Source organism: Klebsiella aerogenes (assembly GCA_029027985.1).
GTDB lineage: Bacteria > Pseudomonadota > Gammaproteobacteria > Enterobacterales > Enterobacteriaceae > Klebsiella > Klebsiella aerogenes_A.
The window spans coordinates 4,332,333-4,358,902 of record CP119076.1 but is presented as its reverse complement, the minus strand read 5'-3'; the positions used below and the strand labels follow the sequence as shown (position 1 = coordinate 4,358,902).

Genomic DNA, 26,570 nt, shown 5'->3' with positions numbered 1-26,570 from the left:
GCATGTAAGACAGCGGGTGGTTATGGACACTCCACTGTCTTTTTTGATACTAGTATAAAGCTTAAGAAGCAAGACCAATTGAATTTCTTGTCACAGTTGCTTTGACGCCTGTGCGAGGATTCCCCTCTAAATAAATTGTGTTAAGTAAGTGCTCATCCGGAAGGCTTGAGAATTTTTGCGCAAGATGTCGAGCCAAGCTGTCACTTGCAGTTGTCAGGATCAAGTTCATGTTCGGCATTGAGGTTGCCACAAGTCTGAAAATATCCAGCATGGCTACTCGATTTAGATCATCTAAATGAGCGATAGGTTCATCCAACAGGAAGCTTCCACCGGTATTCTTTGCCCTTGCAAGGTAGAGTGATAGTGCTAAGTCTTGTCGCTGTCCTTGGCTTAGCTTCTCTTCTGCTTCTAATGGTGTCTCATGACCTTCAGCAAGTACCATCCAATTCAAATCATCGCCAGAAACACTTAGTTGGTGATATACCTCGTTCGCGTGCATTCTGGAGAATAACTCCGTAGCAGGGACAAGGAGGGGGGCAAGGCTAGAAACAGTCGCATTACGAACATGATCGCCGTATTGTGTAATCGTATTATCAGCGACAAGTATGTGGCTTTGCCCCATCCTGAGCTTTTCTTCGACCGCTATTTTCTCACTACGGAGTCTTATTAACTGTTCAGTATCAGAGTCAACACTCAAGCATATTTCACAATCGCGAAGCTCTACTACATACCCCTCCGCTTTTAGAAGGTCTCGTTCAACCGCTGCTTGGGTTGAAGTGTGTATATTTTTGGCGACGGGAAGAGTTCCAATGACCTCATTCCATTGGCTTTGAAAATGATTTACCATTTGAGAAACTGTCGCAATGCTGGCGTTGACCTGATGTGATTCTCTAGTTTTTATTTCAATACTTTCCAGCTTCTCTTTGACAGAGAGGGTAAGGCTTGGCCGTATAGCATTGGCTGAGTCGAACTGTTGCTGGAAGCGCTGTGCATGCTGCACAAGCGCCTGAAGAGCTTTGGATACGCCGGTATTTACGGTCTGGGAGGTAGGCAGTTGAAAGAATTCTTCAACTTGCGATAATGCTTCTGCAATGCTTTTCGCACTAATCGCAGACTTAATGCGAGCCAATAAATGCGGAAGACTAGTAATGTCAGAATGTGAGAATTCAGATTTATCCATGATGCTCAGATAACTGGTTCTTTCCTCAATGGCCTTCAGTTTATCGTTTATAGATTTTACCCGAGTAACGTAATCCTCAAAAGAAGATTGCTGTAGCTTGGCGTTTTGTAGTGTCGTTACACAGATCTGTTCATTCGACTGTGCAACTACTAGTTTATGGCTTGCAGCCTGAAGTTCGGGCGATAAGTTGGCATCGGAAAGCTGTTTTCGCAGCACATCAGCTGATTTCCAGTCATGGTCGCATAACGGGCAGTGCCCACTCGAAAGGGAATGTGACGCTTCGTGCCCCAATGCCCTCAGGCGGTTGATGACATTTGAAAGGGCATCGAACTCTCCCTGTGCTGTAATACGCGCTTGCTTAGCTACATCTGCAGATTTTAATAGCTCCACTAGGTTGGCCGGTGGTTGGACTGGCTTGCTAGATAGATCCCGTTTGACGTTAAGAAGATCTAACAGAAGTTCTCTATTGCTGATCAGATACTCAATAGCATCTAACCAACGCTGTTGCCTGTCACTTTCCCAGCCATACTCGACAAAATTTTGCTCCAAGAACTGGAAACTTAGTTCAGTTTGAGGAAAGATCCGAACGAAGTCTGGATCCGAGATGATGCCTGTCCAGTCATTGAGAACATCGATGTTTTTTTGTGCCCACTCAATTCCTAATTTCCCTTGCAATATCTGGTTTTCGACACTAGCAAGTTGCTCAGCTAGCTGACGATGCTCATCGCTCAAGGCTGAGCTGGACTGGGTAATCTTTGTGAGTAAACTACGACTGCTTTCAAGCTGTTGCAGGCCGGATTCATACCCCAGCCATCCTTCCTGCAGTTGGTTCAGCAGGTTCTTTTTGCGCTGTGTGGTCTGCTGCAGTTTAGCGACTTCCAATTGTGCTGTTTTGAAGTCATCCAACAGATTTCCCGTTACCCGAGTGTTGGGAAATGTCTCTAATATAGATTTCAACTTGAGAGAGAGCTGTTCCCGTCCCAATTGGTTGGTGGAGAGCTTTTCTTCGAGTGTCTGAATCTCAATGGCAAGGCTTTGCAATCTTTTTTCCAGTCCCTGGACTCTAGGAAGATCACTTCTGTATTCCTTTAGATTGCTGAGCGTGTTTGTAAGATGACCAAGCCCCAATATGTCAGCAAAAATTTGTTGCCTTAGTTCTGACTTGCTATTGTCAACAAGGAGGGCTAATGAGTTTGCATACAACCATCGGCAATTGCGAAGCCAGTCGCGGCGGGCCTTAGTAGTAGCTTGAGTACTACTGCCCTTAACTGAGGATGGTGTGAGCATCTCAAGCAGTTCGGCATCCTTAATCTTCTTTTTGCGAGTCTCCCCATTTTTTTTTAATGCAGCTTTTCCATTGACCCGTTCTAGATAGCACGTCTCGCCGTTTATCTCACATTCAGCACTTACAGAAGTATCACCATCCCCCCACTGACAAGAAAAGTCTGAGGTGGTTGGAAGGTCATCCACTTTATTAGTAAGCAGCCACTCTAATGCATAGCAAATTGTACTTTTACCAGTGCCATTAGCTGCATGAATGATAGTTAATGGTGCATTGAGCGGGATTTGCAAAACATCGGGAACCCCGCGAAAATTCCGAATCTCCACCGAAAGAAACTTAATAGGAAGATTATTCATTTAGATCCCACTCCTTTCCATGATGACGAGCTAATTCCTTACCTGTAACGCTCCCAAGAGATGTCAAAAGCTCAGCCATTTGTTCATTTTCAGGTACAAATCCGGAAAATTCGGTTTGCTCAGATTTTCCACCCAGCCCAAGTGGAGTGATGCGCTGGCAACGCTGCCAGCCACTAGTATCTCGATAAACAACGTGTTTCCGCACAAAGCGGGTGTCCTTTTCCACATCATTGATGAACTGTCGGAAATCATCAGTGAACTGAGTCAGCGCCAGTACCAGATAACCATCAACAACTACCCCCTTTCTTTCGCGTTGTAAAAGTGCAGCATCCAGGAAAGCTTCAGCCTGTCTCGTCTGTATCCAAGCCTCTTTAGGCGTTTGGCAATCGACTTGTACAAGCAGTACTGATGCAAACTTAGTCGACCAGTACTTCACTTGAGTCTCCAAAGGCGGACCCGGCCAGTACGGCGTATCAGCAAACAACAATATATGGTCTTCAGGGGAAGTGAAGCCAGCTTCGACAGCACGCTCTTCAAGGAGATGAATCAGTTCATTGAGCATCTAATTTTTTCCTACGATTGGAAATATCATCCATGAACTCCTCTGCCGATTCATCATCAGACTCATCGTACATCGACTCAATTTCATTGAGAGCAAAAAAGTAGACGTTGTTTACCATTGCAACATCTGTGATGGAATCTTTCACACTTGGCCCCGTCGTAATATCAAAGCGTTCGCTGCTGGAACCATTGAGTTCACTGAGCTTACTAGGCTTTTCATCCTTCACTCTCCCAACACCATTGCCGAACACTACGAGCGGTGGATGATTGGCGGTATCTCTTGCCCACCGATAAAGATCATTTGACATGTGCCTTACGCGATACCCGTCATTAGCCCACGCGAGTACGTTGTAATCACCTTGGTTGGGGTCAGTGAACTGCAGATGGCCCTTTTTACCTGGCTCAGTAACCCAAGCCGAATCCTTGTGGGATTTTAGGTAGCTTAGAGCCTGCACCGCCTTCATCACATTTTTTCCAGAATTGGTCAATTCCTCCAATGTGAATCCGTGCGTAGATGTCACCCCATATCGGGTCTGGTAAGCAAAATCCTTGACGTCCTTGATTCCCCCATCCTGGACGAAGTTATCCAGTAATGAAAATTCCTTCTTCACCGATTCGGGGTAATCAGGGTCTGGAGGATGCCGGTTGAAGAGTTCATGAAACTCCAGCGCTGCGGGTGCTAGATCGTCTTGGACTACACCCCCCTGCAATCGCTGCCCTTTCGCACGTTCCAGTGTGAGATTCGCATCCCACGTCAACGTGAGGGTCAGTCCTCCGCTAGTGCTCCTGCGCATCACGCAGCTTGGGGGCTGCATCGCAGGCGGACTTGCTCGAGTATTATGTTCGCTATCGACGGAGGGGAATATCCCTGTGGCACTATGAAGCTGCATCTGACAACTTTGCAGACGTCCACTGTTAGCGGCTGCAACTGCAATCGGGGACACCAATCGCCGTGCATGATAATCCAAAAGAGCTTTCACGAACTCCGTAAGATCAGTAATATGCTGGGAGGCCAAAATCAGATTTGGACGTTTTAGCCTGTCCTCAACCTGACTAGCTATAATTCTTCGTAATAGGGAGTTATTACGGTGGATCGAGTTTGTAAAATCATTTCCCAAAGTTGGCCAAACGATGACATCTTTAAAAGCCAGTCGAAGCGAAACATTCCCGCGATCAAAGCCTGCATCCTTTGGCTCGTTTTCAACTAGTATGTAGCAGTTGATACTTTCGTTGTCAGGATCTTTTACCCAGCACCATCCAGCTTTAAATTTCTGTGCAGAAGCCGGTCGCCAAGTTGGATCTACCCAAGACATTCCGTCGACTGTCTTCCAATTGATAAGCATGGAACCAGTAACCTCTCCGCATCCGACCATGAAGACAAGTGGATACGGATAGGCTTTTACCAGCTCATTTATTTCGCTCCACTGTGTAGGAGTGGCAGCGGCTGCTCCGGCAGTGAGTACCACAGGGCGATTGCCAAAATGTTGTTCAAAGGTACCCACTTCTGTGGCAAGCATGCCCTTTAAAAATGGGATGAGTTCTGGACCTTGGATGAGGCTGATATTGAGGTGGTCTACCTCACACAACTCTCGGTCGATGTACTCTGTGCGGATTTTCTGAAGATAGGGTTGATCGGCTTCAGGAAATGCTCCGCCTTGGGATGCCAAATACTGCTTGATGACCTCGATTATCTGAGTCGCATCAGTATCCAGTTTGAAATAGGTATTCTTCACCTTTGAGTGTTTGGCCACCAAGCTTGATAAACTATCCTTCTTAAGGATTTTTGTATCTAAAAGGGGAGTCCACTGCCACACTATTTCACACAGTTGCTTGGGAGATAGATCTTTGAGCCGTGCATCTTTGTGAAGCGTTTTTGATTTTTTGAGTATTTTTCCGCATTCATCTTCAAATGACGAAATATTGTCGTCGAAACGTTTTTGACCTGATGCCTGTAGGAACTCGAAAGCTTCAGTGGTTACACCATCGGCAACCGCAAAGTAGTATTTAAAGGATGTTCCAGGATGTGGCGCGATCTGGGGTCTGATGTGCGCATACAGGAAGAACTTGCAGATCTCATAGATAACCGTACCTAAATCAAGATTTTTCTTGAGGCGCTTGCACTGTATTACCCCTGTTGGTATCCCATCATTGTACAGGACAACGTCTCGACCTTGGTCAGCACCGTCGTTTAAGCGGCTTACCCTGTCATACCAGTTTTCAGCGTTACTTTCATATTCAGCTCGATAGATGTCTGCCACCAGAAGCTCAAACTGAGCATCACCCATGCGTTCGAATGGAAGCTGTCCGCAGTCAAAAGTGAATAGCTCTGGAGCATTTGTCTTGTCTCCTCTAATCACTGCTTCTTCTTCAGGCGAGATGAAAGACACTTCTTCTTTTACAGCCAATTTTCGCTCCTAGCGTTGAGAGACTGGTATTGTGGAGACTACGCGCTATGTCGCACGCTTTGGTAAAGAAGCCGCGAAAGGCGGAGCCAAAATCAATATTGCTTTAAAAAAAACTTGTAGCTTTACGCACCTGTCTACTTTGCGAGAGCTATATCAAGCGATCTTAATCATAATCCGAGTAGTGCTGACTATCGAGGAGTTGTTTGTGGTTATGGAGGGTCTGTCGCCTTTCTCAGTGAGTCAGCATGGGGAGAAAGCACTTCGGCACAAATCGGAACTGATATCAGTGGCCGGTAAATAGCAGATATTCATCCATCATTTGCGTGAGAGATATGTTTTCCTCCTGCCGTCCAACCAGCCACAAGCCTAGAGCTTCAGGTGCCTTACGTTTCAGGTTATCCAGCCAGTCTTCCAGCGTCGCCCCCATCATCAGATCGTACCAACATAGCCAGACCAGTTTGTGGCGATGCTCTGGTGAGCTGAATTGTTGTAACAGGCTAATCAGCCTGTTTGCTAGCGGGCGTTGTTTCAGGCGGATACATTCACTTAGCAATATCCCTTCAAGCATTGGGTGGTGCAGTAAAGTTTTTTGCTTTGTCTCAAGGCTGATTTGCATATCAGTCACTACCGACACTGGCTCTGGATGCTGACTTCCGTAAATCAGTCGGTAAAGGCATTGAGGTACCACTGCAGTCATCTGCCCCGCGCCGGGAAAGTACAGACTGCCCACCATCAGATGGTGGCTGGCCTGAATATTGGGATGACACATGCCATTTATGATGGCCAGTTTTGTGAACCCGTTTAGCCAACGTTGATAGCTGACTAGCAAACTGTTATATCGCGTCTTTGTCTCTTTCATGGTGAATTATCTCTGAATACTGAATGACAGGCAGCCGCAAACCTATGCAATGAGCGGATAAAGAGTGTGTCTGTCAGGAAAGTGATATGTAAGGAGAGCTATCTAGCTGCGTGATTCGTCGATTCGAGCCTGCAGCCAGGCTTCGACTTCACTTTTACGCCAACGGGAACTGCGGCCAAACTTGGTCGGTTTTGGAAATTTACCGTCTTTAATCAGTTTGTAAAACCATTTGTCGGTCAACTGGGTGAGTTGCGTAATGAATGCCATATCGATGAATTGGTCTTCGAGCAGGGAAATTTGAATAGTCATGATTTGATTCTCCGGTATCTGAATGGAAACCGGAGAAGGTCTTATTCTTGTTACTTCCCGCTCCGGCATAGGTACCGGTGGTGCCGTAAAAAATAGTATTAGCCGGGTATATATTTTCTGGGTCTTCCCTGTCGTGCTGGTGGTGGCACCTCATTGCATCCCCAGATCAGGAAGCCATATTTCTGGTCTTCTTTTGTCAGATAACTCACTATGCGTCTCAAGCTGCTTACGGCATCGTTGTTTTGGTATCGGACAACATTGTTAATGTTGTCCTGATGATATTTTTGGGGCTTGCATCGCTGGTATTTCCCCTCTCCATGAGTAATCTGATGCCATAGTTCTCCTGCCTGTAAAATAAATGGGAATGATTTCTGATGTTCCTGACCATTAAGATAAAAAATGGCATGAGCATGAACAGCCCCTTCAGATGTCCATTCCACTACCCAAAAAACGCTGATAACTCCGGGAAGAGTGATCATTGCCTGCGTCAGTTCTCTAAGGTCATCCTGTATTTCGATGGAAGAGTTACGAATAAATCGGTTAGTGCCTCGCTGGTAATTAAAATCCATTCTAAAGGCCAGTACTTTGGAGTGACATGCCAGGACCTGATTAAGATGGTGATTAATCAAATTCAGCAGGAAGTCATTAGGGATGACTTTCTTTAAATGTGGATAATATCTTTGCATTGCGTAGTTCCTTTGTATGAATTCAAAGGAACTAGTGCATATGTTTTTTTGTCACTGACAGGATGCTTGCAAAGTAGGTTTTAATCGCTTTTGACGGATATGTATCATCCCATATGGGGATGGAAGATGGCTATCAATCGAGAACTACTATCTATAATACCAAATAACCTTAATTATTTTTAACCTGATAGCACTTATCGGTATCCGTGCTTTTTATATTCACATTGCCTTTCTGCCAGTGACAGCCGTTAGTGGCAACGAGTTAATTTTAGTGTTTTCGTAATGCGTATCTACATGATGTACGTTAATGTTTCTAAAAAGCCAATAAAAACAAGGTATGTGGTGCGGGTGGAGAGGTTTATGACAATAAAAATGGAACGTAGTATACTACGTAGAGTGATACGTTTTTTTCTACGATTGTTTTTACGTTTGAGGTTATGATGAGTTCAGGAAAACGAGTGGCCAGTCTCTGGACGAAAAGAGTAAATTTATGGCTTTACTGGAATATCTTTCGCTCAGCATTAATGCATGCTGATGAGTCTCGTGAATTAGTGGAAAGAATAGGTGATACCACTCTTTTCAAAGAGTCTTGCATTAAATATATGAATAAAAAAGAAATGGTTAAGTATTGGAGTGCGGAAGATTTCTTTGAAAAGAGTAGGCGAGAGGTTGAAGGTAAGTTAATACCTTTTAGTGAACTTGAGTGGATTGATTGTGAGCGTTCGTTGTCATTTGTTGCTAATTATATTCATGCCGAATATAAGTTATATACAAATAATAATACCCCCTCTCTTCTTGATATCACCTTACCTGAATGGAGCCTTGGTTCTGATAAGGGTGGCGTAAATTATGATGGGGTAATTCTTTTGATAGACTATCAATGTCGTGTATCAAGCCTTAATAATATCAGTTCCACCTTAGAACGTTTGAAGAGGTCATGGCTCCGTATCCAGAAAAAATTTGGCAATCCGTTTTGGTTCTCATCAGCCAGATATGATGCTAAATATTTGGCAGATTATCAGTGGGTGATGTCTTACTTCGATAAGAATAAAATGATTAATGGTAATGTGGATTTTTGGTTTGAAAAAAATTTGAATCTGAAAGTTCATTCAATCTTTGATCAATGGGTTGAGGATAAATCCGATGCTGAAGGTGAATTGTTTATTATAAAAACAAAAAAAGCATGGGGTCAGAAAAAATTCAGAGATAGTGTTGCAAACAAAAAAGTTCTCAATACCTATATTAGCAAAGATAGTAAGAGACAACTTGATTATCTAGCAAGCCAAAATGAAATGAAAATCAATGAATTGATTGAGATGCTGATCAATGATGCATACGCAAAAGCTAAACTGAAAAGTTGGGAAAATTAAAAAAGATCACAGATATATATCATCACTCTGAACATATCCCATTAACGGCAGAACCTCTTAGTTCTGCCGTTTTTGTATACTTTTTTCGGAGGAGCAGTAATGAAACAATTTGACGGTCTGCAGTCACTGCAGCAACCGCTTTCCGGCCTGCCCCAGTGGGTCTCTGAACGCATTCTGCAGCAGATAAATCAGTTAACCCACTACGAGCCTGTAATAGGCATTATGGGGAAAACCGGAGCAGGCAAGAGCAGCCTGTGTAATGCCCTGTTTGCTGGGGATATATCACCGGTCAGTGATGTGGCGGCATGTACTCGAAAACCACTGCAGTTTCGCCTACAGCTCGGCAAACGCTTTATGACAATTATGGACCTACCCGGTGTAGGAGAGTCCGAACTCCGGGATGCTGAATATGCCGCACTCTACCGTGAACAACTTCCCCGGCTCGACCTGGTGCTGTGGTTGATTAAGGCCGATGATCGAGCACTAGCGGTGGATGAACATTTTTACCGGCAGGTGATTGGTGAAGCATACCGGCATAAGGTGTTGTTTGTCATCAGTCAGTCCGACAAGGTTGAACCCACCAGCGGTGGTGAAAAGCTGTCTTCAGAGCAGAAACAAAATATCAGCCGCAAAATCTGTCTACTGCATGAGTTGTTCCAACCTGTAAACCCTATCTGTGTGGTGTCGGTACGCTTGCAATGGGGGCTGCGGGTAATGGCTGAACGGATGATTCATTGCCTGCCGCGGGAGGCCAGTAGTCCGGTGGCGGTACAGCTTAGTGATCCACTTCGTACCGATGCCATTAATAAAAAAGCCCTTGACGATTTTGGTGAAACGGTCGGCTCGGTGTTGGACACAGTAAGTTCCATGCCCCTGATACCGTCCCCGGTTCGGACTGTCATCCAGTCTGTACGCGACATCGTGGTATCGGTCGCTCGTGCAGTCTGGAACTTCTTCTTCTGAACATTAACCCTTCTAACCCGTAGTTTCCTGAGCCCTGCCGCGATTGAGCGGTAGGGCTTTTCTGTCTTTATTTTCCCATCATGAGGAGTCTGCTTATGACCCGTCTGGCTTCGCGCTTTGGTGCATCAAATCTTATCCGTCGTGACCGTCCGTTAACCCACGAAGAGCTATTTCGTGTAGTGCCCAGTGTTTTCAGTGAGGACAAACACGAATCTCGCAGTGAACGGTACACATATATACCCACGATTTCTCTCCTCGACAGTCTGCAGCGCGAAGGCTTTCAGCCCTTCTTTGCCTGTCAGACCAGAGTGCGTGACCCAGGTCGCCGCGAGCACACAAAGCACATGCTGCGCCTGCGTCGGGAGGGACAAATTACCGGCAAGCAAGTCCCGGAAATCATTCTGCTCAACTCTCATGACGGCACCAGCTCGTATCAGATGCTGCCGGGATTATTCCGCGCGGTATGCCAGAACGGGCTTGTCTGCGGTGAGTCGTTTGGCGAGGTGCGTGTGCCGCACAAAGGAGATGTCGTGAGTCAGGTGATTGAGGGAGCGTATGAAGTGCTGGGTATTTTTGACCGTGTGGAAGAGAAGCGGGATGCCATGCAGTCGCTGATGCTGCCGCCACCTGCACAACAGGCTCTGGCACAGGCTGCACTGACGTACCGTTTCGGTGAGGACCACCAGCCAGTGACAGCACCTCAGATACTCTCCCCACGCCGCTGGCAGGATGAGAGCAATGATCTGTGGACCACATATCAGCGTATTCAAGAGAACCTGATTAAGGGCGGGCTCAGTGGCCGGAGTGCGAAAGGCGGGCGAATGCATACCCGCGCCGTGCGTGGTATCGACGGAGATGTGAAGCTCAACCGGGCTCTCTGGGTGATGGCTGAAGCGATGCTGAGTGGGTTTCAGTCCTGAGCTTGTTATCAGCATGTTAGGAAAGGACACTCCCTGTCCGTTTTACCTCCACTGAATTGAGTGTTTTTTCACCGTATTTCACGATGTGCCGCGTCGGGCCTGCTTCCGGTGGCAGATAAAAAATAGTTCATTCCATGTCCATACCCTGTCCGCCCCCCTCTTTAGAATCATTTCATATTCAGTCAGTTAACTATTACGGAGATTTAAGATGACACAGGCAGAGCGCCGTCATGACCGGCTGGCTGTCAGGCTGTCACTGATAATCAGCCGCCTGGTTGCAGGTGAAACGCTGAACATGGCGCGGCTGGCTGCAGAGTTTGGTGTGTCAGTCCGTACCCTGCGACGGGATTTTCGCGAACGGCTGATGTACCTCGACCTTGAGTATCGACGGGGGCAATGCCGCCTGCGCAGTACCGGTGGAGGCGTACAGGGCGAGCTGGATGCGCTGACCTTTGCTCACCGGGCAGGACTGGCCGATATTTTTCCGGGGCTGGACCGGCGTCTGGCGGGCATGCTGCTCACTGCAGGAGGGATGCCCTGCCTGGTGTGGCAACCCCCACAGTCAGTGTCACCGGCCAGCTCGCTGGTGTTTTACCGCCTCGTCAGTGCCATTACCGCCTGCCAGCGGGTACTGCTGCTGGCCGAGGGAGAGCGCTGTGACGGGCTGGCCCCGTACCGACTGATTTCATTCGACGGCTGCTGGTACCTCACCGGTGAACTTAACGGGTATATCACCGTGCATCCTCTGGCGACCATCCATGCGGTGACAGTCCTCAACACAACGTTCACCCCACTAAAACGTCTCAGCCAGTTAACCACACAGGCGGGCTTTATCCGGGCCCTTCCGCACTTCAGCTGTATCCGTGAAGTCTTGTCTCCTGGGCCCTCTGAGGAGGAACCGGGCAACACACTGATTTAATTATCTCTGTTAAGAAGGAAAAACAATGATCTGGCATTACGAGAAAAATGGCATACGTCACGACAATGTGACCGAAGACGACATCACCAGCTTGATTATGCGCGGTGAACTGACTGCATCCACTCTGGTGTGGCGACAGGGAATGGCAGAGTGGCAGCCGGTCTCCGCTACTCCGCTTTCTTCGGCGCTGCTCCGGAGCACCACACCGCCAGCGCTGCCGGGGAACCGCATTCCGGGTGGCGTTGTGTGGACGCTGGCATTTGCTCCCTTCATTGGCTACGCGCTGGAGTTGTGGACTGCAGGATTGAGCGGGATGTCATTTGACGAGGCATATGAGGCCGTCTCGGGTGGGCAGTACTGGTTCATCACGCTGCTGCTCAATATCGCACTGGGGTATCTCGATGAACGACGCCTGCGTAAGGCCGGAGTGGATACCACCACGTTCGGCAAACTTGCCTGGCTGGTGCCGTTCTATTTGTGGCGGCGGGCGAAAACCCTTGGTCAGAAACCGGCTTACTTCTGGGTATGGCTGGTGATGCTGGGCCTGACTGTCTGGGCCTGAATCGTCGCTACCTGATACTTTCTCTGTTAAGGACCAACGTAATGAAAACGCTGATTAAAATACTGGGCATTACTGGCAGCCTTCTGCTCTGTGCAGAAGTTCAGGCCCAGCCTTATAACCGGACGCTGCCTGCTGTCGTCAATGACAACAACGGGAATATTTTCTGGTGTGATGCGCATCGTCAGGTTACTGGAAAATGTGAAGCCATGTCTGTTGATCGCCTGGGTGGGATGGTAACAGTTCGTTCAGCACCCTTTAAGGACTGCGAAGGTGGCCTGTGGGGCTGGATAACTATCATGCGCAACGATGTGTCGAAGGGATTCACCATTACTCCGGACAAGAAATTCGGTCTCACCGTAAAAGACCTGTGTCGTCCGGGCACGGTAGTGACCTTTAAGCCCAACCAGAAGAAGCCGGAATATGACGACCTGGTGGCGTTGTACCAGGGCAAAGAGCTGTTTCGCTACCGTCGTTTCTGATGACACCCGATATCAATTTCTCTCATTTTGCCCGACAGCGGGCTGGATTAATTCAGGAAGAAAACCATGCTGAAAATGATGACCTCTGCTGTACCCGCCCTCATTCTGTCACTTGCTGCATTCAGTGCCAGTGCAGCTCAACTTCCGGCAAGCCTGATGGATAAAGACAATCCCGGACAGGAGTACTGGTGCCAGGGAAACGACATCAACACCTCCATGTGTTCACTGACCGGTGTCAGCGACGACCATAAATTTGCTCTGATTCAGGATTTGCCCGGTCCAGCCTGTGAAGATTTAAGTTTCGGGATTATTGACCTGGTATTTAACACCGGACTTAACATCCTTTATGACGGTGGTGACTGCAAGGGAGATGTAAAGGCCGGGTTTGTTCGTGGCACAAAAGATAATGCCCTGTATGTGAAGATTGTCCGGGGCAGCAAAACTTTGCGCCTATATAAGGTGCAGACGGGTTTCTGATAATCACCCCACACCTGCATACTACCATAGCCCCTGACGCATCTGCGTCAGGGGCTGTTGCTTTTAAGGTACACCGAATGTCTGAATCTCATATGCTGCCACCGGGACCTTTCACCCGACAGCTGGCTGAAGCTGTTATCCGCCGGTATCACAACATCAGCATTGAAGATGACCAGGGTAGCCACTTCCGTCTGGTGGTTCGTGACTCTGAAGGTCGAATGGTCTGGCGGGCGTGGTGCTTTGAACCTGATGCCGGTGAAGAGCTTAACCGTTATATCCGCAAGTCAGGCATCCTCAGAGCATCCTCCTCCTGACCGCATCCATTCATCATCCCTGCATGTCCTTTATTTCCCATACGCCAGCCATCGTCGCTGGCGTTTTTATTGACGGAGAATATCCATGACGACACAAACGCAATGCGAATTGATGCCCGCTAATGAACCTCAATTTGACCTTACTGCAACACCAGTACCTGACGAACAGCGTCTTGATTTCTGGCCGCTGTACTTTGGCACTATCCCTCAGTGGATAACGCTGGAACCCCGTATTTTCGCCTGGATGGACCGCTTCTGTGATGAATACAGCGGTGGTATCTGGTCCTTTTACACGCTCAGTAATGGCGGCGCGTTTATGGCCCCTGATGCTGAGGGAGACGATAAATGGCATCTGTTCAACGGCATGAACGGCAATTGTGCGGAAATGAGCGCAGAAGCCGCAGGTATTGCTGTCTGCCTGATTGAATACAGCCATCACGCCTGTCGCACCGAATGCGATGCCATGACGGAGCACTATTACCGACTGCGGGATTACGCTCTGCAGCACTCTGAATCCAGCGCCATTCTGCGCATTATTGATTGAGGACACTCATGATGGAACAGTCACTTATCCCACCAGCTCCGGCACTACCACTAACCGCACAACGCACGGTAAAACGCGCCTTAACGCTGCTTGACCGACACCTGCGCGAAACAGGCGTGGCATTCACCTCCACTCAGGCTGCCCGTGACTGGCTGAAACTGAAAATGGCGGGACTGGAGCGCGAAGAGTTTATGGTGCTGTATCTGAACCAGCAGAACCAGTTGATTGCCCATGAAATCCTGTTTGCTGGTTCTATTAGCAGTACCGAGGTACATCCTCGTGAGGTGGTCAAACGCGCCCTGTACTTCAATGCGGCAGCAGTGATACTGGCGCATAACCATCCCTCCGGTGACACCACGCCCAGCCTGGCAGATAAGACCATCACGCAGCGTCTGGTGCAGGTGCTTCAGCTCGTTGATATCCGTGTGCCTGACCATCTCATCGTCGGTGGAGCGCAGATATTGTCGTTTGCTGAACACGGTCTGCTTTGAGGTATTACATGAAAATTATCAGTAAACGCCGGGCGATGACGATTTACCGCCAGTATCCGGCCTCCCGCATTTTTCGATACTCCACCGGTAAGTACCAGTGGCACGGCAGTGTCTGTCATTACAGCGGTAAGGTCGTTCCTGACATTTCCGGCGTGCTGGCGGTATACGCCGAACGCCGCCAGGACCGCAACGGGCCTTATGCCTGTCTGATGAGTATCACTCTGAACTGACAATAAAGGAGAAGCCCGATGAGAAGTCATGTTACATGGGGCCTGCAGCGGGATATCACGCCACGCCTGGGAGCTCGTCTGGTGCAGGAGGGCAACCGACTGCACTACCTGACTGACCGGGCCAGCATTACCGGTCAGTTCAGTGATGCCGAATGTCTTAAGCTGGATGTGGCATTTCCGCATTTTATCAGCCAGATGGAATCCATGCTGACCACTAGTGAAATGAATCCCCGCCATGCCCACTGTGTCACCCTGTACCACAACGGTTTCACCTGCGAAGCCGATACCCTTGGTAGTTGCGGCTACGTATACATCGCCATTTATCCCACTCAACGCTAACAAATTTCACGAGAGCAAACATGAAAAATCTACCTGCTACAATTTCGCGGGCGGCGGAGCCCTGTCTGTCGCCCGTGGCTGTCTGGCAAATGTTACTGACACGCCTGCTTGAGCAGCACTATGGCCTGGCACTGAACGACACGCCATTTAGTGATGAAACTGTGATTCAGGAACACATTGATGCCGGTATCACGCTGTCTGATGCCATTAACTTTCTGGTGGATAAGTACGAGCTGGTTCGTATCGATCGCAGAGGGTTTAGTTGGCAAGAACAATCACCTTATCTTCGGGCCGTTGATATTCTGCGAGCACGACAGGCAACTGGCTTGTTACGATGAAGTCTTAATGATGCTGTATTGTGAGAGCCCCGAGCAGTCTTCCTGACTTAAATCACCAGTCTTCACCAAAATTATATAACATACATCGTACCTGCCACTATTGGCAGGTGCGATTGTATTTACAAAGTATAGCTAATTTTAAGGATATTTATTATTAATGATTGAACTGAAATCCTCTTTATCGGTTTCAGCATCAATGACTGGTGGAACGTATGTGTTCAGTTTTTTACTGATGCCGAATATCTTGAGAGTACAGGATAACATCCAGAACCATGGAATAAGAGTAGCTAAGGTGATAGTTAGGAAGAAAATAAACTGACTGACATCTTCACGTGAATAGTTTTTAATTATCTCTGAACCCATAATGGTCAGTATAAAAATAAGCATGAGTGGTAGAGACCACTTCAAATGACTATGGGGGTATATCTTGCCATCGTTGATATCATATAATCCCGGCCAACGTAATACCGCTTTGAGTGATTGAATATAGGTTTGAGAGTGGCTGGAATGAAAAGCCACAAGCCTGTAGGATAAATCTCTGTCCCTATGTAGACCTAAAGATAGAAGGCGGAATTGTTGTTCAGCCACATCTAGTGGGTCTGAAGATGGTGGTTTTGAGTGCCTTAACCATTTAACAGCTTCGATCTGCTCTAAAGGAGAACGAGAAAAGAAATCCCGTCGGCTGAAGTGGACATACTTTTTCGCAATTGCGGCGAGAATGGCAAGGGTGACGCTTGTGATAACTGGAATATTGAGCAAATCTTTTACCAATGTGAACATCATCTTTCCCTTCTTAATCTTAAATGAACTGAAAATAACAGATTGATTTGTTTGCAGGAGTTTTTTTTCCAGAGTTAGGCAAGAAGCATTAGTATTGCTATGTAAGTGCTAGTTGTTGGATCTGTCTAGTAAAGAGAAATATTCCCAGCTGAAATTATTCAGGATGGTATGATTGCTGTGTCATCGTTTAGATGATTCAGGCGTTATGTTACTACGCTGATTTTCGAGGGGAAACAGTTGAGTATACATGTAAGTATATAACATCAATTATCCAAATGTTAATCACTTAAAATTCAGTTGATTAATGTTGAAATTCGAGTCCGGCCTTCGCACCATCGGAACATCAATAGACGTCAACGGACGTCTTTTTTTGTGCCTGAAATCCAGTATTTACCTATCTTTCCCGCTATAGTAACTCTCTCAAGGTCAACCGACTTCAACGTACATCTACCAACAGATGTTGGTACAGATGATGGTATTTCCGGTTCGATAATGCTTGTACCAACAGGGAGGGGATAAGCATGGCTCTAACAGATATCAAAGTCAGAACGGCCAAACCAACGGATAAGCAATATAAGCTGACTGATGGCAACGGTATGCATCTTCTCGTCCACCCAAATGGTTCAAGATACTGGCGTCTGCAGTACCGCTTTGGCGGAAAGCAAAAGATGTTGGCTTTAGGTGTTTATCCTGAAGTGTCTCTTGCAGATGCCAGAGCTCGCCGTGATGAGGCTCGTAAGCTTTTGGCGAACAGCATCGATCCGGGAGACAAAAAGAAAAATGACAAGGTTGAACAGAGTAAAGCACGAACCTTTAAAGAGGTAGCGATCGAGTGGCATGGCACCAATAAAAAGTGGTCTGAAGATCACGCCCATCGTGTGCTAAAAAGTCTGGAAGATAATCTCTTTGCAGCGCTTGGTGAACGTAATATCACTGAGTTAAAAACGCGCGATTTATTAGCGCCCATTAAAGCCGTAGAGATATCCGGACGTCTTGAGGTTGCTGCTCGTCTTCAACAGCGCACTACGGCCATCATGCGTTATGCAGTACAAAGTGGGTTAATTGATTATAACCCGGCACAAGAGATGGCTGGGGCGGTTGCTTCCGGTAATCGACAACATCGTCCGGCGCTGGAATTAAAGCGCATCCTGAGTTGCTTGAGAAAATAGATAGCTATACCGGCAGGCCGCTAACCCGCTGGGCGACAGAACCCACTCTGCTTATCTTTATTCGATCCAGTGAGCTGCGTTTTGCTCGTTGGTCAGAAATCGATTTTGAAACGTCAATGTGGACCATCCCACCTGAGCGAGAGCCCATTCCTGATGTGAAACATTCTCAGCGAGGTTCAAAGATGCGTACACCGCATCTGGTGCCGCTTTCAAAGCAGGCGCTGGCGATCCTGAAGCAGATAAAGCAGTTCTGTGGCGAACATGAGCTGATCTTTATTGGCGATCATGATCCGCGTAAGCCAATGAGTGAAAACACCGTAAACAGTGCGCTCCGGGTGATGGGCTATGACACTAAAGTTGAGGTTTGCGGTCACGGCTTCCGCACAATGGCCTGTAGCTCGCTAATTGAGTCAGGACTATGGTCGAAGGATGCGGTGGAAAGGCAGATGAGCCATATGGAACGCAATTCGGTGCGGGCTGCATATATCCATAAAGCGGAACATCTGGACGAACGCAAGCTGATGTTGCAGTGGTGGGCGGATTTTCTGGATGCGAATCGGGAGAGAGCAATTACGCCGTTTGACTATGTGAAGATCAACCGGGGTAATGGCGTGTGAAATGTTTGTCAGTTTGTATTTAAATTAAAAATATTGGACCAGCTTTTAATAACCCTAGTAGAGGACTTTTTTTCTTTGCTGTGGTCCTGCGCACTCAGATTACTGTAAAGACAACGTATTAATGTAATATATAATAACATTGCGGATGGTTTGTTGATTTTTCTAGATGCGGGTATCATTTGTTTTGAATATTGATAATACAGGTAAAAACTCTTAGCATATGAAAATATTGCTATGAGTTTTTTATTAAATGATAGTTCTTATCAGATTCTGTTCGTAGATAATAAATTTTTATTCACCAGATAACAATCTAAATTAAAAATTGATTTAAATAATTTAAGGCGCTGTCTACTGAATAAAATAACTTGGTTATTTGAGTATGCTGAATAGAAGGAATCACCACCAATGATACTTCAATTAAGCGTTGCCAGTAATGTTCTAATTATAGAACACTACTAGTATACAATACAAAGATCTAACCTGCTGATTTAATAATAAATATATTTATTGTTTATTGCATTCTCGATAATGTCTCTTTATTTCATTAAAACTGACATCTGGTTTAAAATTAGCTTTGATGATATCTGGAGAGTGTATGATAACTTCAGCCCCTTTATATTTGGTTTGTGCTGTGTATGTTAAACCAAATGGCTCAGGAGAAAATTCAGAATAAATGCCACGAATTTCAGGAGTATCATCATAAGTGACAATCCATGGATGAGTAATCCGTTTTACGCTTTCAAATAGACGATAATGATCGTTATGCTCAAAGAAGTTTTGATATAAACCTTTTCCTTTAATGTAATAAGGTGGGTCTATATTTATTAAAGCTTTATCTTCTACTACAGGAAGCACCTCATCAATAAAATGAGTTGCATCTAAGTTACTTAGGCGTATAGAGTCACGCATAGCAGCTATTGATTTTATTTGTTCGATAACCCGCTCTTTATTAAATCGGCAATCAATTTTATATCTTCCAGTTTGTTCTTTTCCGCCGATTACACCAGCCTTGATAATTCCAGAACGATTAGTTCTATTCAAGAAAAGAGTTGCAAAACCTAACTTAAGAAAATCAGATGTATTACTTCTGTATATTTCTCGCTGCTTATGCCACTCATCCATTGTAATGATACTTGAATCAATCAACGAGCAAAGTTCGTCAGTTCTATACAGAACACTGTGCCAAAATGCATGAATTGCTGGATCTAAGTCATTGATATACACTTTACGAACATGTTTATTAATCAGTAGATACCAAGCGATAGCACATCCCCCAGCAAAAGGTTCAACATATGTCCCACCTTCGAGGGTGTTCAGCTTCATGATCTCAAGAACATAAGCTGTAAGTTTTGATTTCCCACCTGGGTATCTCAAAGGAGAGTAAAACATTATATTTCCTTTAAACTAATCAATATACTGAATAACGGCAGTAACATATCCCAAAAACGATTTAAGAATTGGCGCTCAATTTTATGAACTTTTGTTCCATGAACATACTCATTCAAAGTATTCAGGCTAAAGTCGTTGCTATTGTGTAATAGCTGATCGATGATTTTGTCAGCTTCTTTATCGCCAATCAAGTCCCCGCGTAAGATACTCAGCTTTTGGCTCAGTGTTACCTCATTGTAAGGCCTCTTTGCCCGCTTAGACACGTTTTGTTGCAATTCACAATTGTTGATATATTCATCAACAGATAGTTCTAGGAAAATTCGAATCGATGCAGCAGAAACATTAGGATACTTACGAAGAGGTAACTTTTGCAACTCGTTAAAAAGTGCTCTAATTTTATAGCTTCTAACTTTTATTTCATGATATTCATCAGTTAGTTGCCCACGATTAGGGTTACCTTTCAAGGTAGGCTTCAAGTCTTCTGGCTCTCTTCCTTGTCCATTTAAATCTTGGCCTGAATCCGTTTTATCATCACCTTTTGGCTCATTTTCCGGAGGATTAGCCATAGGCGGTGTAACAGCGGCCTCATCTTGATCTTCCGCTGACGCTTGTCGAATTTTAGGCAAATACTCAAAAATTTGTTGGAAATGTGAATCAATAGTTCGGGTATTAACAACAATTCCTAGTTCATTATTCTTATTTAACATCAATTTTAAGAATTTAGCATACGCGACATAAAAATCGTTAAGGTTTGCATTAATGACAACACCGACATCGCTAAATTCTATATGCCATGCTTCTCTTACTTGGCTGTTACCAAACCAACGTTCAAGGACAGTCATATTTATGCGATGACTGTATACCTGCTCCCTTTCTTCTATTGATAAATAACTAGTAACTTCCTGTCGCGTAGCTATATCTCTGATTTTTACATAACGTAAAGCTTCAACAATTGAAGCTCTTTTAAATCCTGTTAACTCTATGGTCATATCAATATCTTGACCAACAGAGTCATATACGGTTATTATATAGCGTTGTTGCTGTAAACGTTGCCATCTAATTTGATTGCTGGCATTGGAATGTCGTTGCAAAATATACCAGCGAGCATCATCATAACTAGGTGATACACAAACTTTAATTTTTTCTATTGTATCCCTATCAATTGATTTTGATAGCTTACTTACGGCTCGACGAATCGTCATTGGGGCTTTTTCTGGATTTCTAAGTAACTTAAGTGCCATTACTCTGCGATTGCCTTCCGCCACATAAAAATTCTTATCAGCTTGATTTTGCCATACCACAATAGGGTCGAATGATACGAAACCACGGTTGGCTATTGATGTAATTAACTCGATAAAATCCTGTTTATCATTTACATCGGATATTAATTCTTCAACGAAATCTCGAACACGCACAGGTTGGCTAGATGGGTCTAGGCGAGGGTTATCCCTCCAAAGCTTTAAGTTATCAACTGAGCGTAGTACCCTGTTTTCCCACCATTTTTTATTTTCCTGAGCCATGTTATCCCCTGTGTATAAATATTGTCCGAATCCACTATCTTCTAGTTTACAACACGTTACTTTATCTTAGGAACACTAAATCATCACAGTTATGGGGGACTGTTTTCAGGGAGGAGATCACTATTTTTCATTGTCCGAGGTGTCGAATGTCTTCGAAAAGGAGTAAGACTGCGAGCGCACGCACCAAGTAAAATTTTCTTCATTTCCCACTCCCCTTAAATGTTCAACTCGAGGTAGGTCTGGTTTACTTCGTCCTGAATAATATCAAGATACGTCATAGTGACTGCTGGGCTGCTATGGTTCCGCATCTTGCTGATCGTCTCAATTGGTGTTCTTGCCTCCCACGGCGCACAGCCCCGACACCTACGGGCGCTATGGCTGCTGATATTCTTTTCTGCGACCATTTCCCCGGCATTCACTGAACGCACGGATTGCTGCCTCTCTAGTGATGGCTCTGGCTGGCTGATTCTTCACCCGGTTAGACTTTAACTGGAACAGGAATTTGTCTTCCGGATATGTAGCACGGTGACAGCGGGTAATCTCCCGCACCCGGTAGTTAATCGGGAATACCTTCTGCTTGCCCGTTTTCTTCTCCTTTATAGTAACCACATGCTCGGCGACATCATTACGTTAACTGGTTTTTGGAGTTGATTGTTTTTTACACTCCTGGCAATGGCGTTGTATATCAAAGTTAAATAAAAAAGGTAGATTCAGAGTGTGAATGACCGTCTGGAGTATCATTTTTAATAGAAAATACTGGTAATGAGTGACTATTCTATTACATACTTATAAAACAATAATATACTCTTAATGGTATAGTCAATGATTTATTATGATGCGCGGGTGATAAAAAAATTAGCCGAAGATGCTGAGAAATTTATTGTGTTTTTTCAGGGGTGGATTGATAAAGTAGAGATTGAACCAGCTTTGAATGTTCTCAAAATTTCAGCGCTTTACTATAATCGTTTTTCTGAACAATCTGAAGATGATTATACGTGTTATTTTGGTCAATGCATCTATCTGCTTTTAGTTCGTTTTCCCTCTCATTGTGATGAGATTTTAAAGATGGAGAAGGACTGCCGTACTATTCATGTGGCATATAATGATTTCTTTAGACGCATTAGGATTATGAATGAACGTTTTTACAGGAAAGAAGAATATAAGCTTAATGCATTTTTAATATTTTCTGAAATAAGCTTGAGCGTTATGTGCTCACTCCTTGATGGTATATCAAGCAGTCGGCTTGAGGCAATTTTCCCCATCGTATTTAGAATGCATGGACTTCCACTGTCGGAAGATATCACTCCACATAATGTAAAATCAATCAGTATGATATTTGACCAAGTGTGCAGTTATACTGGTAATATATTTAAAGAGTTACGGCATTCTAATTTTCTTGATCTTGAATATCATTGTTCAGAGAAAACAGTAAAAAATGCAGGTGGTTGGATAAAAGAGTGGGATGATTACGATTCACTTAATCGTATCAGCGATCTTTTCCGGTTTTGTAATGCAAAGGTTAGCTATTTAGATTTAAATAATATCTCCATAGAAGTGGATGAGGATTGTACTTATAAGGATTATGAGGTTGCACGCTCAAGATTTACCATGAGGGGTACTGGTGTCTATTATGAAACTCAGAAGGTTTTGGAAGAAAGTCCTAATTTCATTGAGCGGCTGAAGACAATAGTTCCTGAGTGGATTAATGAAAGCGATTTTTTCTCCATCGCTTATTTTAGTGAAATGGAAAATATGTCACCAGAGGATTTATATATTGAGTATGGGGGAGTTAATATTTATGCATGGATACATGCATATGGAATGTTAGTGGCGATAGCGAAACAGGAGATGGATGAACGTTTCCACAGAACAACTCCTGGGAACTTACAACTTAAAGATTGGGTTATTTATCATACTCGTGATGAATGGATACGACTTTTTGTTGAGGGTGGCCTTTGTTGGATTACTGCGGCATTGGTTACCGATTATTTTACATTTGATGATAAAGCATTAGATATAAATGATTGCCCGTTACTACCATGTAACGATGGTCTTTGTATGTTGCCTTCCATCGTTTCAATGAGTTGTGTGACTCGTTCTCTGTTGTCACTTTTTAGTGCAAGAAATATTTCAATTGATGATAAGGGGAAAATTCACGAACGAGAATTTATTCAGAGGATCAAGAATTCTAAAATTTGCGCTGCTCAACTTTCAGTACGAAAGGATTATGACTGTGACTGTGCAATGGTGATTCAAGACCATTTATTCTTTGTTGAGTTGAAATCTAATGGACATCCGGTACATTTTAATCGCTATTACCAGACGCTTGTGAATATTAATGGTGATAATGTTGGACTGAAAACTAAAACCTCTTGGATTAAACAAGTGACACGTTATGCCAATTATTATTCGACTCAATTAGACTTGGTCCGTGATGCTCTAGATTTACCCGCAGGATGGAAGCCAAAGGGTTTTCATAAAATGATTGTGACCACCTCAGTGTTTGGGGGCATTTATCATCAAGAGGGATGCTTTGTTGTCGATAAAACTGCAATTTATAGCTTTATTGAGCGTATGGTGAGTGTAACTACCGAAATGAAAAATGGAATACGTATACAGAACAGTCCTGAAAGTGATAGTTTTTACCATGGTGAAATTACTATTGAAAAAATGCTTGGCTTCTTGGATGAATTACCATCTATTACTGCAAGGCGTCGAAGAGTAAAGCAGCTTGCATATAATGTCCAGTGCGGAGAAATAAATTTCTCTTATCCGTTTTTTGATATATGGCCTGCATTTGAAACTGTACTAAAGGCAGATGGTACTGAAGCTGTTGCAATGCTATAGCTCTTTCGTACTTTTAATATTGGGTAACATGCAGGGTGAATAAAATTTAGATACAGGTACAGGTTTTTTTATTAAACAGCAATGGTTCTGGATAGAGATTATATTTTTTTAATGTCAATTATGAACTGTTGAAATGGATAGATACGAGGTAACTAGGAGAGTGTCCTTTTAAATGCATGCCCTTGCTTAAGGGCTTTATCGGTACTCTACTGATATGGCATTATATCCATTGGTAAAGTCTATTTTTTGTACGGATTTTAACTTGTGGGTACAAGTGCGGGTATAACCATTTATTCGTGCTTTTAAACTACATTGATATCAGTCTATTAGGTGTGAAATTCGAGTCAGGCCTTCGGCACTAAGTCACTTAATTTATTACGATACAGCAGGTTAGACAACAAAACCTGTCTCTTTTGCCTGTAAGGAATGCTCTGTTATGTCCCTTGAAAAAGCTGCTGATGAAGTCGCCGGAGGCTCCGCTTGCCTTTACCACCAATAGGACTATTGGGCTGTATTACCAGCCGTCTGGACTGGCTTAAAAATCATCGATATGATTCAGGTGGTTGATTGATACTCAGGGTAATGAAAATGCCAGCAAGTAATGCGCAAACGGAAGAAGGAACGCTGCGCCTGATGACTCCCGGAGAGATAGCTATGGCTCGGAGAGTGTACGGTGATTCAATTGTATATAGCCGGGTCTGGGTGCATTGCGACAGCTACCTTCCATTCGGTTTACAGAGTCCCCGATACGCCATGACACCTAATGGAGAGTTATGGTTCAGGAAAGAGATATACGCGCAGGACTATTCAGTTGCATCCGTAGCACTGGAGCATAAGTACGTGTTCATCCATGAGTTGGGGCATGTATGGCAGCACCAGACCGGGCAATGGGTTAGATTACGGGGATCGTTTAGTTGGGCGGCTGATTACACGTATCGCCTGGATAAAGAGAAGCTGACAGACTATTCCCTTGAACAACAGGCATCAATATTTGCAGATTATTGGCTATTACTGGTTTATGGTATGAAGAGTTGGCGGGACAATCAGGCTCCCGGCAGGATGGGCAAGTACAGGGGCGTAGATAATCTTAAAGACATTCCGTCGCTTTATAAAAAGATTATCACTGGGCGGGGTTGAACAATGAATCGATATATGTTATTGGGAGCTGTATTTCTGTTAACTGGCTGCCCTGGCCCGATGGATCCTGTACCGCTTGAGCATCTGGCAAAGGTTACCGTGAGCGATAATCGTGTCTGCATCACTGTCCCAGCTAGTGAGGGAGAAAAGATAGCCTCTGTACAATTTGGTAGCGATACCGGGCAGGAAGTGTACAAAACGTTTAGTGGCGCGGATGAGCAGATTCCTGCTGTTCGTGGGGAGTGCCTACCCGCTTTCGGCTTTGAGTTCAAGCCGAGCAATACGTATGCGGTTTTCTATCGACTGGAAAAAAGCAGCTCTGAACCGGGCCGGGTATTCGCAGCTCGATTCTCTCTGGAGCAGGATAGGAGCGGCAGACTCAGACTGATTGAGAAGCCGTAACCCTCGAATATTTTGATACTGGTTGGGTTGACCTGTGTTGCATTTTCCGAACTCCCGTCCCAAGCGGCTCTCAGGGGGCTGTGCTTATGAGTTAATGTGTTGGCACATTAACTAAAATTTATTATTAATTTGTTTTAAATCAAATTGTTAATTATGATTTTCGAGTCTGGTTTTCGTAACCCGCTATTTAAAATTCTCATTTTCCATCACCCCCTAAACACTTCCCTCCTGTGCCACTCCACGAACCCATCCTTCGGGTAATGCCCCTTCCCTTGCGGTAGCCCAAGCGGCTTACCATCAAAATCCCAGAACAGCTTGCCGACAATTCCGCCACCGTTAACTGCCGGAGAAACCTGTACTCGCATATGTTCATCCAGGCCAATTGAGCCTTTATCAAACGCCTTATGATGAATGGCGCACAGTGCCAGACCGTTGGGAATTTCACAGGGGCCGCCGTGTTGTTTCCATTTGATGTGGGCCGCTTCCAGCGCGACGGAGGTATTGTCATGGCGCATGTTGAAGCCGCAGATGGCGCATTCATAGTTATAGGCGCGCAGCACCTGCTGGCGAAAAAGCGGATCGCGTTCTTTGCGGATTTGCTGGATATCAAACTCCATTTCATCGGCGATCTCTTCCTGAATACTCTCCGGAAAATGCGCCTGCAGGATCTGATGCGCCAGGGTGTTAATCAGCTTCTTATTTCTGCTCAGGAGGGCGAAGTGCTCTTCGTCAAAGCCACCCGCGACATGATAGGTCTCCAGCTCTTTGGGTGGCGGTTGTCTACTGCCTTCAGTCGAGCATTGCTCAGCGTTGAACAATTCCCAAAAGCCGTCGCCTTGTAATCGCCAGAAGGGCATATCGGGGCGGTATTGCGCGCGCTGAGGGCCAAAACGTTCCAACAGGCTATGCAGGTCATCGCGTACCTCTGAGGCGTAATCGAACATCCGCAAATGCCCGCGCTGATAGTGCGACAGAACGTGCAGAAGCAGCAGGGGTTTATGCGGGGCGCGTTGTTCGCCCTTGCGCCAGATATTCATATCGGCGATCGCTTGTTGCAGAGTTTTACTGGAGGGCATCGCGTTACGTTTTTTGCCAAATAATTGCGATGATGCTCGCAAAACGACA

26 protein-coding genes and 1 pseudogene are annotated in these 26,570 nt (G+C 45.2%); 17 read left to right on the top strand and 10 right to left on the bottom strand.

All coding sequences use genetic code 11. The features are described 5' to 3' along the window. Positions 1-61 precede the first annotated feature (61 nt). The 6 genes from PYR66_20755 to PYR66_20730 all read right to left on the bottom strand — a co-directional run bounded on the left by PYR66_20755 (position 62) and on the right by PYR66_20730 (position 7,638). Positions 62-2,818, bottom strand: a complete 2,757-nt coding sequence (locus PYR66_20755) for an AAA family ATPase (GenBank protein ID WEF27681.1) — start codon at positions 2,816-2,818, stop codon at positions 62-64. Beyond that, a complete protein-coding gene (locus PYR66_20750; protein WEF27680.1) occupies positions 2,811-3,380 on the bottom strand; it encodes a hypothetical protein in 570 nt (189 codons plus the stop codon). The genes PYR66_20755 and PYR66_20750 overlap by 8 nt, the downstream gene beginning before the upstream one ends. Beyond that, a complete protein-coding gene (locus tag PYR66_20745) occupies positions 3,370-5,784 on the bottom strand; it encodes an ATPase (GenBank protein ID WEF27679.1) in 2,415 nt (804 codons plus the stop codon). Before PYR66_20745 ends, PYR66_20750 begins: the two co-directional genes overlap by 11 nt. A 283-nt stretch (positions 5,785-6,067) precedes the next feature. Continuing rightward, positions 6,068-6,643, bottom strand: coding sequence for a hypothetical protein (locus PYR66_20740; GenBank protein WEF27678.1), 576 nt, complete (start codon positions 6,641-6,643; stop codon positions 6,068-6,070). 102 nt (positions 6,644-6,745) lie between these two features. After that, positions 6,746-6,952, bottom strand: coding sequence for a helix-turn-helix domain-containing protein (locus tag PYR66_20735; protein ID WEF27677.1), 207 nt, complete (start codon positions 6,950-6,952; stop codon positions 6,746-6,748). 98 nt (positions 6,953-7,050) lie between these two features. After that, the gene (locus tag PYR66_20730; protein ID WEF27676.1) at positions 7,051-7,638 is read right to left on the bottom strand and encodes an inovirus-type Gp2 protein; all 588 of its coding nucleotides are present in this window, start codon (positions 7,636-7,638) and stop codon (positions 7,051-7,053) included. Positions 7,639-8,096: 458 nt separating this feature from the next. Between PYR66_20730 and PYR66_20725 the strand changes: the two genes are divergently transcribed. The 13 genes from PYR66_20725 (at position 8,097) to PYR66_20665 (ending at position 15,584) form a co-directional block, all read left to right on the top strand. Beyond that, positions 8,097-9,008, top strand: a complete 912-nt coding sequence (locus PYR66_20725; protein ID WEF27675.1) for a hypothetical protein — start codon at positions 8,097-8,099, stop codon at positions 9,006-9,008. A 99-nt stretch (positions 9,009-9,107) separates the two neighbouring features. Continuing rightward, positions 9,108-9,971 carry a GTPase family protein gene (locus tag PYR66_20720; GenBank protein WEF27674.1) on the top strand — a complete coding sequence of 288 codons (864 nt, stop codon included), beginning with the start codon at positions 9,108-9,110 and terminating at the stop codon, positions 9,969-9,971. 95 nt (positions 9,972-10,066) lie between these two features. After that, positions 10,067-10,891, top strand: coding sequence for a DUF932 domain-containing protein (locus tag PYR66_20715; GenBank protein WEF27673.1), 825 nt, complete (start codon positions 10,067-10,069; stop codon positions 10,889-10,891). A 208-nt stretch (positions 10,892-11,099) separates the two neighbouring features. After that, a complete protein-coding gene (locus PYR66_20710) occupies positions 11,100-11,810 on the top strand; it encodes a DeoR family transcriptional regulator (GenBank protein WEF27672.1) in 711 nt (236 codons plus the stop codon). A gap of 25 nt (positions 11,811-11,835) precedes the next feature. Further along, entirely contained in the window at positions 11,836-12,372 is a 537-nt protein-coding gene (locus PYR66_20705; protein ID WEF27671.1) for a DUF4339 domain-containing protein, read from the top strand. A 41-nt stretch (positions 12,373-12,413) separates the two neighbouring features. Continuing rightward, complete coding sequence (locus PYR66_20700) at positions 12,414-12,851, top strand: hypothetical protein (GenBank protein ID WEF27670.1); 438 nt, start codon at positions 12,414-12,416, stop codon at positions 12,849-12,851. A 66-nt stretch (positions 12,852-12,917) separates the two neighbouring features. Beyond that, a complete protein-coding gene (locus tag PYR66_20695; GenBank protein ID WEF27669.1) occupies positions 12,918-13,328 on the top strand; it encodes a hypothetical protein in 411 nt (136 codons plus the stop codon). Between the two features lie 77 nt (positions 13,329-13,405). Beyond that, complete coding sequence (locus PYR66_20690) at positions 13,406-13,642, top strand: DUF905 domain-containing protein (protein WEF27668.1); 237 nt, start codon at positions 13,406-13,408, stop codon at positions 13,640-13,642. A gap of 85 nt (positions 13,643-13,727) precedes the next feature. Beyond that, positions 13,728-14,186, top strand: a complete 459-nt coding sequence (locus PYR66_20685) for an antirestriction protein (GenBank protein WEF27667.1) — start codon at positions 13,728-13,730, stop codon at positions 14,184-14,186. 8 nt (positions 14,187-14,194) lie between these two features. Beyond that, positions 14,195-14,677, top strand: a complete 483-nt coding sequence (gene radC, locus PYR66_20680; GenBank protein WEF27666.1) for a DNA repair protein RadC — start codon at positions 14,195-14,197, stop codon at positions 14,675-14,677. Positions 14,678-14,685: 8 nt separating this feature from the next. Further along, on the top strand, positions 14,686-14,907 hold the full coding sequence (locus tag PYR66_20675; protein ID WEF27665.1) for a DUF987 domain-containing protein: 222 nt from the start codon (positions 14,686-14,688) through the stop codon (positions 14,905-14,907). An 18-nt stretch (positions 14,908-14,925) separates the two neighbouring features. Continuing rightward, complete coding sequence (locus PYR66_20670; protein ID WEF27664.1) at positions 14,926-15,246, top strand: type IV toxin-antitoxin system YeeU family antitoxin; 321 nt, start codon at positions 14,926-14,928, stop codon at positions 15,244-15,246. Between the two features lie 20 nt (positions 15,247-15,266). Continuing rightward, positions 15,267-15,584 (top strand): TA system toxin CbtA family protein, encoded by a 318-nt coding sequence (locus PYR66_20665; protein WEF27663.1) that lies wholly within the window; start codon positions 15,267-15,269, stop codon positions 15,582-15,584. Positions 15,585-15,722: 138 nt separating this feature from the next. On the opposite strand, the gene PYR66_20660 is transcribed toward PYR66_20665, so the two are convergent. Beyond that, positions 15,723-16,367, bottom strand: coding sequence for a hypothetical protein (locus PYR66_20660; GenBank protein WEF27662.1), 645 nt, complete (start codon positions 16,365-16,367; stop codon positions 15,723-15,725). A 518-nt stretch (positions 16,368-16,885) separates the two neighbouring features. Between PYR66_20660 and PYR66_20655 the strand changes: the two are divergent. Continuing rightward, positions 16,886-18,150, top strand: a pseudogene (locus PYR66_20655) (integrase arm-type DNA-binding domain-containing protein). 504 nt (positions 18,151-18,654) lie between these two features. Here PYR66_20655 and PYR66_20650 read toward each other — a convergent pair. Beyond that, complete coding sequence (locus PYR66_20650; protein WEF27661.1) at positions 18,655-19,539, bottom strand: DNA adenine methylase; 885 nt, start codon at positions 19,537-19,539, stop codon at positions 18,655-18,657. Further along, a complete protein-coding gene (locus PYR66_20645; protein WEF27660.1) occupies positions 19,539-21,059 on the bottom strand; it encodes a ParB/RepB/Spo0J family partition protein in 1,521 nt (506 codons plus the stop codon). Before PYR66_20645 ends, PYR66_20650 begins: the two co-directional genes overlap by 1 nt. A gap of 822 nt (positions 21,060-21,881) precedes the next feature. Here PYR66_20645 and PYR66_20640 point away from each other — a divergent pair. The 3 genes from PYR66_20640 (at position 21,882) to PYR66_20630 (ending at position 25,445) form a co-directional block, all read left to right on the top strand. After that, entirely contained in the window at positions 21,882-23,906 is a 2,025-nt protein-coding gene (locus PYR66_20640; GenBank protein ID WEF27659.1) for a hypothetical protein, read from the top strand. A 588-nt stretch (positions 23,907-24,494) separates the two neighbouring features. Beyond that, the gene (locus PYR66_20635) at positions 24,495-25,043 is read left to right on the top strand and encodes a type IV secretion protein Rhs (GenBank protein ID WEF27658.1); all 549 of its coding nucleotides are present in this window, start codon (positions 24,495-24,497) and stop codon (positions 25,041-25,043) included. 3 nt (positions 25,044-25,046) lie between these two features. Next, positions 25,047-25,445, top strand: coding sequence for a hypothetical protein (locus tag PYR66_20630; GenBank protein ID WEF27657.1), 399 nt, complete (start codon positions 25,047-25,049; stop codon positions 25,443-25,445). 206 nt (positions 25,446-25,651) lie between these two features. Here PYR66_20630 and PYR66_20625 read toward each other — a convergent pair whose 3' ends face one another. Next, on the bottom strand, positions 25,652-26,521 hold the full coding sequence (locus PYR66_20625) for an HNH endonuclease (protein WEF27656.1): 870 nt from the start codon (positions 26,519-26,521) through the stop codon (positions 25,652-25,654). Between the last annotated feature and the right edge of the window lie 49 nt (positions 26,522-26,570).